Origin of the sequence: Aquirufa nivalisilvae (genome assembly GCF_003143535.1) — a bacterium.
Lineage (GTDB): Bacteria > Bacteroidota > Bacteroidia > Cytophagales > Spirosomataceae > Aquirufa > Aquirufa nivalisilvae.
The window spans coordinates 2,061,004-2,073,442 of sequence record NZ_CP029346.1; the positions used below are offsets into that span (position 1 = coordinate 2,061,004).

Consider the following 12,439-nt stretch of genomic DNA (forward strand, 5'->3'; position numbering starts at 1 on the left):
GATGTTGTACCATACTTTACTTTTGTTGCATGTATTAGGAGCCTGTGTTTGGGTAGGTGGACATCTCATTTTGAGTTTGCAAATTGTCCCCAAGGCCTTATTAAAAAAAGACGTTCAGCTTATTCAACAATTTGAAAAAACATTTGAACCTGTTGGTATTCCTAGTTTACTCGTGCAAATTATCACGGGTGTATGGATGGCCATTTTACAGTATGGCATTTTATTTAGTTGGGATAATGCTGTACAGCGAAATATTATCATCAAATTAAGTCTATTGGTACTGAGCTTACTATTAGCTCTTCATGCTCGTATTTTCATCATTCCTAAGCTGAGTATAGATAATTTACCTTTGATGGTTTTACACATCCGATTCATCACCCTAGTTGCCCTCCTTATGGTGTTTTTCGGATTACAATTTAGATTTGGAGGACTTTAAATATAAGCATATGAAAAAGATTATGTATTTCCTGATGACGTGGACCTTTATTGGTCTTGGTTTGGCTTTTGTACCCAATACCAAACCTAAATACCTCCATTTAGATAAAAACAAGCAGTTTACACCGTAGAAGCAAGCTGTGGTTCTTGCCAATTTGATATGCCTGGAGATGACTGTCAATTGGCCATCAAATTAGACAATAAGAAATACTACGTAGAGGGACCCAATATCAACGATTATGGTGGAAGTCATTCCAAAAACGGATTTTGCAAAGTGGTTAGAAAAGCACAAGTACAAGGCAAAATCGTTCAGGATAAATTCGTTGCCAGTTATTTCAAATTACTTCCATAAGGCTATTTATTCGTGAATAGTACAACCTATTCACGAATAAATTCTTGAATTTTTTGAAGCAATTCTTGCTGCTTATAAGGCTTGGAAACATAGCCATTCATCCCGATATCATAGCATTTCTGCTGTTCACCTACTAACGAATGGGCAGTCATCGCAATGATGGGAATATCCGATTTCATTTCATTTCGAATATACTTGGTGGCTTGATAACCGTCCATTTCGGGCATTTGCAAATCCATCAAGATTAGATCATACGATTTTTGCTTCAATAGTTCGATTCCTTCTTTGCCATTATTGGCTATGTCTAATTGGAATCCAAAATTCGTAATAACCGTTTTGGCCAATCGCTGGTTCATCTCATTATCCTCACACATCAGTATACTCACTGATTGCTCTAAGCTGAGATTGGAACTTTTCTTATTTTGCTGGCTTTCAAGCACTTGTTTTGTCTTTTCTAATTCCAATACAAAAGAGAATTCAGAACCTCTCCCTAGTTGACTTTTCAATTCAATCTTTCCTCCTTGTAGTTCAATCAATTGTTTAGCAATATTCAAACCTAAACCTGAACCCCCAAATTTGCGTGTTGTACTTGCTTCTGCTTGAGTAAAACGATCAAATATCGTTTTTATCTTTTCTTCTGAAATACCAATGCCTGTATCTTTCACAGAAAAGCGTAAACTAACCCGAGAATCTGTTTCCTGTACTTTTTTAACGGCAATTGTCACTTCCCCCTCCTCAGTAAACTTTATCGCATTTCCTGCCAAATTTATTAATACTTGATTTAAACGTCCCTTATCTCCTATCACGGCATCAGGTAAATCAGCATCCAAAAATAGGCTGAATTCAATGGCTTTTTTCTGTGATTTCACTTTAAGGATGCTATACACATGCTTCATTGATTCCTTTAAACTGAATGGTTGTATCTCCATTTCTATTTTCCCCGAATCTATTTTGGATAAATCTAAAATATCATTAATCAATAACAATAGATGATCACCTGCAGTTTGGATATTTTCTACATATTCACAATCAGGACTAGGCAAATTTCTTTGTTGTAAGAGTTCTGTAAAACCGATAATAGCATTCAAAGGAGTACGAATCTCATGACTCATATTGGCTAAGAAACTATCTTTGGCATTTGCTGCTGATTCTGCTATTTCTTTGGCTCTAATTAATTCATTTTGAGCTCGCTTATGTTCCGTATAATCTTCAGCAACACCCAAATAACCAATGATCTCTCCTGTCTCATTTTTTACGCAGGTTACTCCTAACCATATGGGAATTCGCTTACCTGACTTTGAAATAAGAGTCCACTCTCTACGCTCAGGTTTCCCCGTTGATCTGGTTCTCATCACAAACGTTTCAAAGCTTGGCACAAATTCAGTACCATACTCTTCACTTAGCTCAACATTATATTGGATTAATTCATCCATGTCAAAACAAGGAATTTGACTTAAAAGCATGTTTACTATCTCATCTTCCTCATATTCAAATAATTCCAAGGTAGCTTGATTCACTTTTTGAACAACCCCATTCACATCCGTGAAAATAATAGCCAAACCTGCTCCATTAAAAATAGCAATCTGAGTGGCCAATAGATTAGAAATCTCTAAATCTTTTTCTTTTTTCTCTGTGATATCAGATTCAATGGCAATGAAATTAATAAGCTCGTGTTGATTATTGAAAATTGGATTAATGGATAATTCTAGCCAATATTCTCTCCCCGATTTAGAACGATTTCGAATTTCACCTTTAAAAACTTGACGGTTTGCGATGGCCTCTTGCATCGCTTGAGAAGTGGCCTGATCGGTTCCCTCATATTGTAAAAAACTGCCTGGTTTTTTACCAATTACTTCATCTAATGTGTATCCTGTCAACTTTTCAAATGGATCATTTACCCATTCTATTAGACCCTGTGGATCAGCTATCACTACGATGTTATCTGTTCCTTTGGCTACCCAAGACAAACGATTATTTTCTTCAATGATTTTCTTACTTGCCGTGATGTCACGTGCTATTCCATATAATTTACCCGTTTGTTCATTGGGCGAGGAATTCCAACTCAATACTTTGACACTTCCATCTTTGCATTGATAGCGTAATTCAAAATCCTTCACACCTTCTCCACGAAACATTTTTTCTCGAAGTTGATCTCTTAAAGGTAAGTCTTCTTCAATCACAAGCGCCGCCCCAGAGTTACTCATTATTTCATCCTCTGTATACCCAAGACTTCGATAAAAAGAAGGGCTCACTTTCTCAAAAAAACCATTCTTATTAGCTACTGTTAAATAATCCTGTGAAAGTTCAAAAAACAATTCTAAGTCGATGGATTTAATTTTTTGCTCCGTTATATCACTACTAATGGCCAAATACTGGGTAACATTTCCATCCTTCCCCTTAAACGGAACAAAAGTGATATTCAACCAATAAATAGACCCATCTTTGGCTCTACTCTGAATCTCCCCTTTCCATACTTCTCCGGATTGAATGGTTTCCCAAAAGGTATCCGATTCCAATGAAGAATTAAACTCTGGATGCAGTATACTCTTGTGATGACCAAGTAATTCTTCTTTTGAGTATTGGCTCAATGCACAAATCGCCTCATTAGCATAAGTAATAATTCCTTGGGAATCCATGATAAATACGGCCAAAACCTCATCTAAAGCCTCTTTATATCGTCCCAGTTCCATCGTCACGCGAGCAATTTTTTCCTCCGTCAAACGATTAACTTGCTCCGTCAAAACATTATTCTTGATCCTTAACTCCAAAGTCATGATAACATGCTCCGCCAGCGTATTCAATGCATCTCGCTGTTCTTTTGTCAACTCCTTGGATACCTGATCTATCACACATAAAGAACCTATGTTATACCCTTCTGGGGTAACCAAAGGAGCACCTGCATAAAATCGAATATGTGGATCTCCAGTCACCAATGGATTTTCTACAAATCGTTCATCTTCAAGGGCATTGGGTACCTCGAAAACCTCCTCCCCCATAATGGTATATTGACAAAAGGAAATATCCCTAGGTGTTTCTTTTGTCCCTAAACCAACTTCTGATTTAAACCATTGTCTATTTTTGTCAACTAATGATATAATAGCTATAGGGACTTGACAAATTTGAGATGCCAATGCCGTTATCTTGTCGTACTCCTGCTCCGAAACGCTATCGAGTATATGATACTCATATAATGCCTGCAAGCGCTTTTCTTCATTGGCTGGAATAGGATTAATTTTACTCATTTAAAGGGGATTATAAAACACAAGGAAAATCACTTGAAGTTAGATACTACACAGTTTATTTCAAAAAAGAAAGGGGTTTTACAGCACCTCAAGTTAAATAAATTATCTTTTAGATGCTGTCCCCCCTATTTTACTATTTTAGCGTATAATGCATTCCCATGCCCAGCCTTATAATTCCTAGCATTTGGTCGGGTTCATTATTCAATCGAGTGATAGCCACATCTCCCGAAAAACTTAGCTTATCCGATAAAGGAATTTCTACACCCTGACCAACCGCATAGCCCAAACACTTGTTCAACTTATTATTTTCGTTCAAAACGGGATTAGGCATATTGTTTTGGTAGGTAGACATTCCTACACCCATGAATATATAGGGAGTAAAGGGGAATTCTGTCTGAGGAAAATTATGAATATACCTACCTCCGTAAAAATTAAACTCCTTGACTGGATCAGTTGCCATGGGTTGGATAAATGCTTCGAACTGATTTAAAGCGTTGAAAGCATGTCGCCATGTTAATCCCATACAGGAATAAGAATAGCGAATTCCAAAACTATTTTTTTCTTGATCACCTTCTTGCCCTTCTTGATCAGAAAAACAATAAGCTGAAAAAAAGGTACTCGGTACTAGGGCACAAGCCAACAGCGCCGCCTTTGCCATGGCGGTCATTCCTAGATTTTTCATAGGTTAAAATTTTTATAGGTTAACATACCTATCGGAGAGTAGATCAATACCAAACCGATAAGATTGGAACTCAGACAACATGTGCCAAAGCTTGGGGCAAATATAAAAGAGAATTTTTCAGCTTGACATGATACCCATCAAGTTCTAAATCAAGATAATACAATGTTACAGCCATATGCTATTAAAATAATTCAATAAAGAACCAGGTAATTAAAGCTAACTCATTTCCCTTTCTTCTTTTTTGTCATTTATTGCAAAACACAACTAAAAAAGCATAAATGTAAACATTACTAACATGCTTACTTAAAACACTTCAAAATATAGGTAAAATAGGCCCAAAACAGGATAATATTGAATTAGTTCGTCACATTCAATTCAAGGCAATCTGCATTTAAAGTAAAAATTGGACGTTATATCCAGTCAAAATAAAACCATGTAATTTGCTTGAATAGTTCAATTTTTAAAATCACGAAATAATTTCATGATTTTCGTCAGGTTTTTGATTTTCAAGGCATTATCATCAAAATGGCTCCATTTTGATGATAATTAATAAATTCCACCAAAGGCATAATTGATGCCAAAATTGAGTGAAATTCCATCCAAATTGGGACCGTTGACTTGAGTATTAAACAAAGTCATTCGAGCGGCTTCTGCATTGAGAGAAACTCTATCGGTAACTTTTAATTCCATTCCAATCCCCGCACTATAACCCATGAGATTAAACAAATCACTTGGATCGTTCATTTTGCAACCAATATGCTTTATCTCGCTATAGGCATAGCCAAATCCAACAAAGATGTATGGGTTAATCGGAAAATCTTTTTCCTGAAGAAATGTATATAGATATCGAACTCCTAATACGGTAGTTCGCTTATTAGGATCATTTTCAAATGGCCCTGCAAAAGCTTCAACTTGTGCCGACTGATCAATTTTTACTCGAAAAGTTACCCCTTTACACAGGGTTGTATACTTATAACCAATGGCATGTTTGTACAATTGATTCGTTTCTTGGGCAAAACCTACATATGAAATGCAGAAGGCGAAAAGCCAAATGATGAATTTACTAGTGGTTTGTCTTTCAGTTTTTTCGTGGTTGGTAATCATGGTGTGGTCATAAATCAGGACCGCTTAAGTCCTCAGTGAACGTTTTCTTTCATTTTTATCAGATTTAAATTAATAATAGAAACAACAGTTTGGCACTCTAAAATCGAATTTGGACTTATTAAAAGCCTATTACTACTTCCTTTTTATTTTATTGATATACTCATATACATTGATCCCTTCTTCCTCAACAAATGCCCGGTTAAAACTCTGAACAGAACTATAACCTGATTGCTGTGCAACCAATTCGACATCCATTTCCATATCTAAACTCAGTAAATTTTTAGCGTATTCTATTCTAAGTTGACTTCTAAGTGAAGTAAACTTAGACTTGATAATGTAGTTAAAACAATAATAAATATGGTGTTTCGGAAGATCTAACTTCGAAGCCAAAATATCCACATTAAATTCTGGATCTAGATACCATTTTTCTTCCCGGATACTATCCAAAATACGTAGAGCATCATCCCTAAGCGGATCGTCCGACTTGTTGACGTATTTATAAACTTCCGAAGCATTCAAAAAGTGGTCAAAAGATTTTCGTTTCTTTTTAACAATCGGAATTCCATATAGTACTTGAGGAAATATAACGATCAATAAAGGAATCATTAAAAAAGCAATCATCACGATCAAGGTGAGCGGAGAATGCATCACCGTTTGCTTAGGTACATGCGGTGTGTACATAAAGACAAATGCTCCAGCCAAATAACTTAACGCAGCAAAAGTGACCACTGTCAATAATAACATCAACCACTTTTTCATCAAAATGCGATGACTATCTGGAAGTGCATTTCGGTATAGTTCATTACTATGTTCCCGATACATTTTAATGATCAATCCAACGTAAATTAACATACAAATGGGTCGACCAATCATATTAAAATAGCTTGGATATATCCATCCTAAATTCAATGTCTTTAAGTAATTAGGATCTGCCAATATTTGATTAGCTAAATCTAATGTTTCATTCCAAGGACGAATAAAGCTGGGAAAGACATTAATTAGGGCAATAAAAAAAGGTAAATAATGTAGGTAATCGACTGGGTAAATTTTGGAATTATCTAATAGAGTGCTTCTGAAATAGAAATACAAAAATGGCCCGACTAAATAATAGGTAGGTATACTATAAACCCCCATAAAAATCAACATGGTGGGTGAGTCACTAGCAAAAATACTGTAATGCAATAAGCCAAAAAGAGCTATGACAACGAGAACTCCAGACAAATAAATCGTATTACGATTTACCCTAAAATTGAAGACTGCTAAAACCAATGAAACCACTAGTTTGAAAAGGACCAAGAAGATCAGCATGCCATCCATTTAAAAAAAATCTACTATTTAGGGTTTATATATTCTAATTCAATCCTGTTTCACAAATAATGATAAGTATAATCATTTCATGATGAAAACTCATCCAAGTTATTTCAAAAAAATTTGCTAGAACAACAGGAGAACTGGTAATCATGCTGATAAAATGTCATCCTAAAAACTCAGGAATTTGATCATTCAACTTTATAAAGAACACGGAGTATAAACCCCATTTCTAATTACCAATGCAAGTATATTCAAAATTACTCGACATTCCTTGCTTAGACTAATTTTAAATATTGATTTATGTCACCATTTATTCAAAATGCATTATTTTTTACAAATTTTCATTTGAACGTTTATTCATTATCCCAGGTGTATTACTATGTTGGACTTACGAATGACCATTCAAATCAAATCCTCAACTTGTTTTTTGATGTTCGCTGCCATTTTAGCTGTTGGTAAATCATTGATTATTTAATCCAAATTCTACCCAATAATTACGTTTAGAAAATATTCATTGCTTTATTTGTAAACCCGTGACTACGTTATATAATCAAATCAAATAAGCCTGTTGTTTGTAATTGGCTCAATTAGAATACATTAGAACTAAACCCGTCATGGAAACCCCATCGAAACCACTCATTCCATTAAATGAGCCACTGCGACTAGCCGCTTTGGATAGCTATGATATTCTAGATACTCCTCCCGAACCTGAATTCGAAAAAATCATACAACTTATCTGCATGGTTTTAAATATGCCCATGGGCTTTATTTCTTTTATTGATAAAAATCGAATTTGGTACAAATCTAAATTGGGATTCGACTACGATGAATTACCTAGAAATGAATCATTTAGCCAACATACCATTCTTCAAGATGATGTTTTAGAAATTCTAGATGCTTCTAATGATGAACGAGTTAAATCCATCCGTTTTGTTACAAGTGATTTACAAGTAAAATATTATGCAGGTGTTCCACTAATTACAGATGAAGGTTTTAGAATTGGAACTATCAGTGTCATGGACACAAAAACAAACTCTCTTTCTAGTGAAACGAAAGTCATGTTAGAAAAGATTGCTCAATATATCATAACACAACTTGAACTTAGGAAGAAATACATTGCATCCAAACAAGAAGTCAAAAAACAAGCCGACCAGGAAATAAAAGAGCTTCAATTGGAATTAACGAGTCACCAAAAAGCTTTAGATGAATCATCCATCGTAATGATAGTAAATAAAGATGGAATCATTCAATATGCCAACGAAACGGCATGTCGTTATAGCAAGTATAGTCAAAAAGAATTAATCAATCAAAATATAAGTATACTTAGATCTGGCTACCACACAGATGAGTATTTTAATTCTTTATGGAGCATTTTAAATAAGGGACAAGTTTGGAAAGGAGAATTAAGGAATAAAGCGAAAGATGGAACATTCTATTGGGTAGATATGGTTGTGGTCCCTTTTATGAATGAAAAGGGAGAATTGGTAAAATATGTTTCATTAAGCAGAGATATAACTGATAAAAAGTTGATTTTTGAAGAGAATCAGCGTTTATCCTTTGTCGCAAGAGGTATACAAGATGGTGTATTAATAACTGATCCAGAGGGAGTCATTCAATGGATAAATCACCCCTATGAATTAATTTCAGAATATAGTTTGCAAGAGGTGATGGGCAAAAAAATGAGTGAGACTATTTCTACGACCATAACCAATCCAGAATTTATAAATCAAGTAAGAAGTGAACTTTTTAAGACGTTCACTTATCAAGGTGAAATTAAAAATATAACCAAATCAGGTAGAGAATATTATTTAAACGTAAATATTCAACCGATTTACAATGAATATAATCAGCTTATTCACTTCGTAGCATTTGCCGCTGATATCACCGAAAAAAAACAAAAAGAAATTCAGATTCTAGCTCTAATAGAAGACCAAAAGGCCACATTTGATGGAGTTGGGCTTTCAATCATTCATACTGACATTAATGGAATCATTCAACGTGTAAACCCTGCCGCTTTAGAATTACTTGAATATACGGCAGAGGAGTTAGTTGGTAAAATGGATTGTTCCCCATTTTACGATGTTAAAGAAATGGAGGAGCGAACTAAAGAACTCAGTTTAGAATTAGGTTATACGATTAAATTGGGGATGGAAACAGTGGTTATTAAATCCAAATTAAGTGGTAAACCTCATTCCAGTGAATGGACCTATGTTACAAAATCAGGAAAAAAAATACCCGTTTGGTTAACTGTCACTTGTATTAAAAATGAACAAGGTGAAATCACTGGTTACATTCGAGTTGCCGAAAACTATACCACCAAAAAAGAAGCGGAAAAAGAGCTTTTACATGCTAAATTAATGGCAGAGGAAGCTGTATTGGCTAAAGATAGTTTTTTAGCCAACATGAGTCATGAGATCCGAACCCCTTTAAATGCCATTATTGGTTTCACCGAATTACTATCTCAGTCGAAATTAGATCCCATTCAAACAGAGTATTTATCCAATATTCACATAGCTGGAGATAATCTGCTATTAATCATCAACGATATTTTGGATTTATCTAAAATAGAATCTGGTAAATTGGAAATTGAGTCTTATCCCTTTAATCTGACTGAAATACTTAGACATGTACATCATTTATTGAAAGTAAAGGCTGAAGAAAAAAAATTAGATTTCAGTTTATATTTAGATGCAGATTTGCCGGAAATGATTGAAGGTGACCGAGGTAGACTAAATCAAATCTTAATGAATTTAGCAGGAAATGCTATCAAGTTCACGCATGAAGGGGATGTTTCAATTCAAGTCAAGAAATTAGAAGAGACCTCCACAAACGTTACTTTACGCTTTTCGGTGAAGGATACGGGCATTGGGATGTCAGAAGAAGTACTGGAGAGAATTTTTGAACGATTTACGCAAGCAGAATCTTCCACAACCCGAAAATTTGGAGGCACAGGTTTAGGACTTAGCATTTCGAAACAGTTAGTGGAACTCCAACATGGTGAAATTCATGTCAAAAGCAAACAAGGAATAGGTTCCGAATTCTATTTTATCTTAACATATAAAAAATCAAATCACGTTGAGAATAAACAAAATACTGATTTGAATCGACTTGGATCTAAAAAAAGACAGGTACGAATTTTACTTTGTGAAGACAATGTCATGAATCAAAAATTGGCTGAAATGGTCATTAAACATTTTGGTTTTGAAATTACAATAGCCAACCATGGTCAAATGGGGGTTGAACTAGTTAAGAAAGAAAATTTTGATTTAATCTTAATGGATTTGCAAATGCCTATCATGGATGGTTATCAAGCTACATCTATTATCCGCAAAAATTTGAATAATTCTATCCCAATTATAGCTATGACAGCACATTCATTAGTGGGAGAAAAACAAAAATGCCTTGACATTGGCATGAATGGTTATATTTCTAAACCATTTAAGCAATCCGAACTATTGAATGAAATCAATCGAGTTTTAAGTACATCAACCCATTCAAATTTGGATAAATAATATAAAATCAATTTATACTTTTCATAATCGGAGTAATCAAACATGAAAATTCTACCTGAAATTCAGGCAGTTAAACAAGCTTAGATCAAACAAAAGCAAGCTCCTAATTGTATTGAAATTAAACTAATCATAGTACTTGAAGATACCAAGGATTAGTTTTTTCTTTGGGGAGGAAATTCTGATTTGATTGCTAAAAATTTAATGATATTCCAACGTTTCTGATTTCAATAAACTTGAGATTAATTTGAATGAGATTAATTTGAATTGGATACAAGTCTCAATGGAAAAATTAGCGCAAAAAAAAACACCTACAAATTTAAAATTTATAGGTGTTTTTAACATTTAGTGTGGTCGCGTAGGGATTCGAACCCCAAACCTTCTCATCCGTAGTGAGATGCTCTATCCAATTGAGCTACGCAACCAATTCCCATTCGGGACTGCAAAGGTAGAATTTCTTTGGGAATATGAAAAGACCTTGCCGAAAAAAAAATCAATTTTATTCCAAATTTTACTTCCCTGTAAAATGAGGAGCTCGTTTTTCCAAGAAAGAACTTACTCCTTCTTGAAAATCCTTCGAGTAACCAGCTTGTCGCTGAGCTTCTGCTTCCATTTCTAATACAGTTGCTAAGTCCTGATGGTGAGCCTTTTGCAATTCTCGTTTGATTAAAGCTAATGCTAATGTAGGTCGACGAGCAAATTCTTCTCCTAGCGCCTTCAGTCGTTGTTCCCAATTTTCCTCGGAAATAACTTCTGCTACCAATCCCAAAGCTTGAGCTTCCTCTGCACTAATTTTTTTAGCTGTAGACGCCAACTCAAATGCCTTATGATACCCCAAAGACTGCATTAAAAAGGCAGTGCTTCCTGCATCCAAGGTCAAACCTATCTGAACAAAAAGTTCAGCAAAATATGCTCCTTCCTTAGCAACTAAATAGTCACATGCTAATGCCAAGGAGCATCCTGCTCCCGCTGCAGGACCGTTGATTGCGCCAATTACAGGCTTATCTAAGCCTCTTAATGCCAATATCATCGGATTATAGGTAGATCTAAGTACAGCACCCAAATCAGAATCGCTCACACCCGATTTCAAATCAGCTCCCGAACAAAATGCCTTCCCCTCTCCTGTTATTACCAAAACCCTAGCTGATTCCGAAGCCTTTGCTTTTTCTGCTACATCCCTTATTTCATGTATCAAACCTGCATTTAAGGCATTAAACACTTCTGGACGCTTCAGATGAATGGTCCATACTCCATTAACTTGACTAAGATGAAGAAATTGGTAAGAAGACATAATAATAAATAATAAATTATAAATGATAAATGATGAATTCAATTATGAATGGTAAGTGGTAAATGATAAATGTGTTGTTATCTAATGGTCAGATTATGTTTTACCGTTAGTATAATTTTAGTAATAATTCTTAAAATTTCATTGCTTTCAGACATTAATTTAACGTAGCGAACTTCTTCCAAGTAATCAATTTCGTTTAATAATTCCAACCAATATATAGTTTCATTTATTTCCTTTTGAGCAATTGACATTTTGTGCTTAAAATCCAATTTAGATTCCGCATGTTCTGCTTCTCTAATTATTGCTCCTACTGCTGTTCCACTTCGTAAAATTTGCTTTGAAAGAATAAATTCTTTTCTCTCATTAACAAGATAATGATATAAATGCCAGATTTGAATTGCGAAAAAAAACGATTTTGATTTTAAGACATTCTTATGTTTCACTTGATAAAATTTTATTACCAAATCTACATTTCTACCTTTTCAATTAAACGCAATCTATAGAATTATTAAT

Annotated in this window: 9 protein-coding genes and 1 tRNA gene; 3 read left to right on the forward strand and 7 right to left on the reverse strand. The window is 34.7% G+C overall.

Annotated features, from left to right (window positions below):
• The first annotated feature begins 1 nt into the window (after window position 1).
• Both HME7025_RS09115 and HME7025_RS13435 read left to right on the forward strand, forming a co-directional pair.
• Window positions 2-436: a CopD family protein gene (locus HME7025_RS09115; protein ID WP_109323337.1), complete on the forward strand. Its 435-nt coding sequence runs from the start codon at window positions 2-4 to the stop codon at window positions 434-436.
• A 159-nt stretch (window positions 437-595) separates the two neighbouring features.
• Window positions 596-787, forward strand: a complete 192-nt coding sequence (locus HME7025_RS13435) for a DUF6370 family protein (protein ID WP_130925607.1) — start codon at window positions 596-598, stop codon at window positions 785-787.
• Between the two features lie 26 nt (window positions 788-813).
• On the opposite strand, the gene HME7025_RS09125 is transcribed toward HME7025_RS13435, so the two are convergent.
• The 4 genes from HME7025_RS09125 to HME7025_RS09140 form a co-directional block, all read right to left on the reverse strand.
• Window positions 814-4,029 carry a PAS domain S-box protein gene (locus HME7025_RS09125; protein WP_109323338.1) on the reverse strand — a complete coding sequence of 1,072 codons (3,216 nt, stop codon included), beginning with the start codon at window positions 4,027-4,029 and terminating at the stop codon, window positions 814-816.
• Window positions 4,030-4,162: 133 nt separating this feature from the next.
• Window positions 4,163-4,711, reverse strand: a complete 549-nt coding sequence (locus HME7025_RS09130; RefSeq protein WP_109323339.1) for a hypothetical protein — start codon at window positions 4,709-4,711, stop codon at window positions 4,163-4,165.
• Between the two features lie 546 nt (window positions 4,712-5,257).
• Entirely contained in the window at window positions 5,258-5,815 is a 558-nt protein-coding gene (locus tag HME7025_RS09135) for an outer membrane protein (RefSeq protein ID WP_109323340.1), read from the reverse strand.
• A 132-nt stretch (window positions 5,816-5,947) separates the two neighbouring features.
• On the reverse strand, window positions 5,948-7,036 hold the full coding sequence (locus HME7025_RS09140; RefSeq protein ID WP_161956229.1) for an AraC family transcriptional regulator: 1,089 nt from the start codon (window positions 7,034-7,036) through the stop codon (window positions 5,948-5,950).
• Window positions 7,037-7,740: 704 nt separating this feature from the next.
• On the opposite strand from HME7025_RS09140, the gene HME7025_RS09145 reads away from it, so the two are divergent.
• Entirely contained in the window at window positions 7,741-10,638 is a 2,898-nt protein-coding gene (locus tag HME7025_RS09145; protein WP_154401954.1) for a PAS domain-containing protein, read from the forward strand.
• A gap of 348 nt (window positions 10,639-10,986) precedes the next feature.
• Here HME7025_RS09145 and HME7025_RS09150 read toward each other — a convergent pair.
• From HME7025_RS09150 to HME7025_RS09160, 3 genes are all read right to left on the reverse strand, one after another.
• Window positions 10,987-11,060, reverse strand: a tRNA-Arg gene (locus tag HME7025_RS09150).
• 86 nt (window positions 11,061-11,146) lie between these two features.
• Window positions 11,147-11,926 (reverse strand): enoyl-CoA hydratase/isomerase family protein, encoded by a 780-nt coding sequence (locus HME7025_RS09155; protein ID WP_109323343.1) that lies wholly within the window; start codon window positions 11,924-11,926, stop codon window positions 11,147-11,149.
• 77 nt (window positions 11,927-12,003) lie between these two features.
• On the reverse strand, window positions 12,004-12,369 hold the full coding sequence (locus tag HME7025_RS09160; RefSeq protein WP_109325078.1) for a four helix bundle protein: 366 nt from the start codon (window positions 12,367-12,369) through the stop codon (window positions 12,004-12,006).
• Window positions 12,370-12,439: the final 70 nt, after the last annotated feature.

Coding starts and splice junctions, on each gene's coding strand:
- HME7025_RS09115 (WP_109323337.1), top strand. CDS start 2: ATGTTGTACCATACTTTACTTTTGTTGCATGTATTAGGAGCCTGTGTT.
- HME7025_RS09130 (WP_109323339.1), bottom strand. CDS start 4,711: ATGAAAAATCTAGGAATGACCGCCATGGCAAAGGCGGCGCTGTTGGCT.
- HME7025_RS09145 (WP_154401954.1), top strand. CDS start 7,741: ATGGAAACCCCATCGAAACCACTCATTCCATTAAATGAGCCACTGCGA.
- HME7025_RS09155 (WP_109323343.1), bottom strand. CDS start 11,926: ATGTCTTCTTACCAATTTCTTCATCTTAGTCAAGTTAATGGAGTATGG.
- HME7025_RS09135 (WP_109323340.1), bottom strand. CDS start 5,815: ATGATTACCAACCACGAAAAAACTGAAAGACAAACCACTAGTAAATTC.
- HME7025_RS13435 (WP_130925607.1), top strand. CDS start 596: ATGCCTGGAGATGACTGTCAATTGGCCATCAAATTAGACAATAAGAAA.
- HME7025_RS09125 (WP_109323338.1), bottom strand. CDS start 4,029: ATGAGTAAAATTAATCCTATTCCAGCCAATGAAGAAAAGCGCTTGCAG.